Genomic DNA, 260 nt, shown 5'->3' on the forward strand with positions numbered 1-260 from the left:
TGTCAGCGCCAGAGAAAAGGCTAAACCGCAGTCTGCGAGTCGCTCGTGTTCCGCTGGTGTAATAATGTTGTCTGTCAATTCTCTTGCGGTTTGTACAGAAAAAATTTCTTCTATATCAATGCCAATCGGTTGACGAGATACCACGGCTAATGCCGTAGTCCCACAGTGGCTAATACTGCCGTATACCTCCGCAGGCCAGACAGGTTGGCGTAGCTCGCCGATTGCGGGCACACATTTATAGCCATATTCCCGCAAAGCAT

General features: G+C 49.6%; 1 protein-coding gene. It reads right to left on the reverse strand.

The genetic code is table 11. The features are described 5' to 3' along the window. Positions 1 to 260: enterobactin synthase subunit EntD (gene entD / locus FN960_RS24320; RefSeq protein WP_143850833.1), on the reverse strand; the 260-nt coding region annotated here is incomplete at both ends.

This window comes from Alkalicoccobacillus porphyridii (assembly GCF_007293315.1).
GTDB classification, from domain to species: Bacteria; Bacillota; Bacilli; order Bacillales; family Bacillaceae_D; genus Alkalicoccobacillus; species Alkalicoccobacillus porphyridii.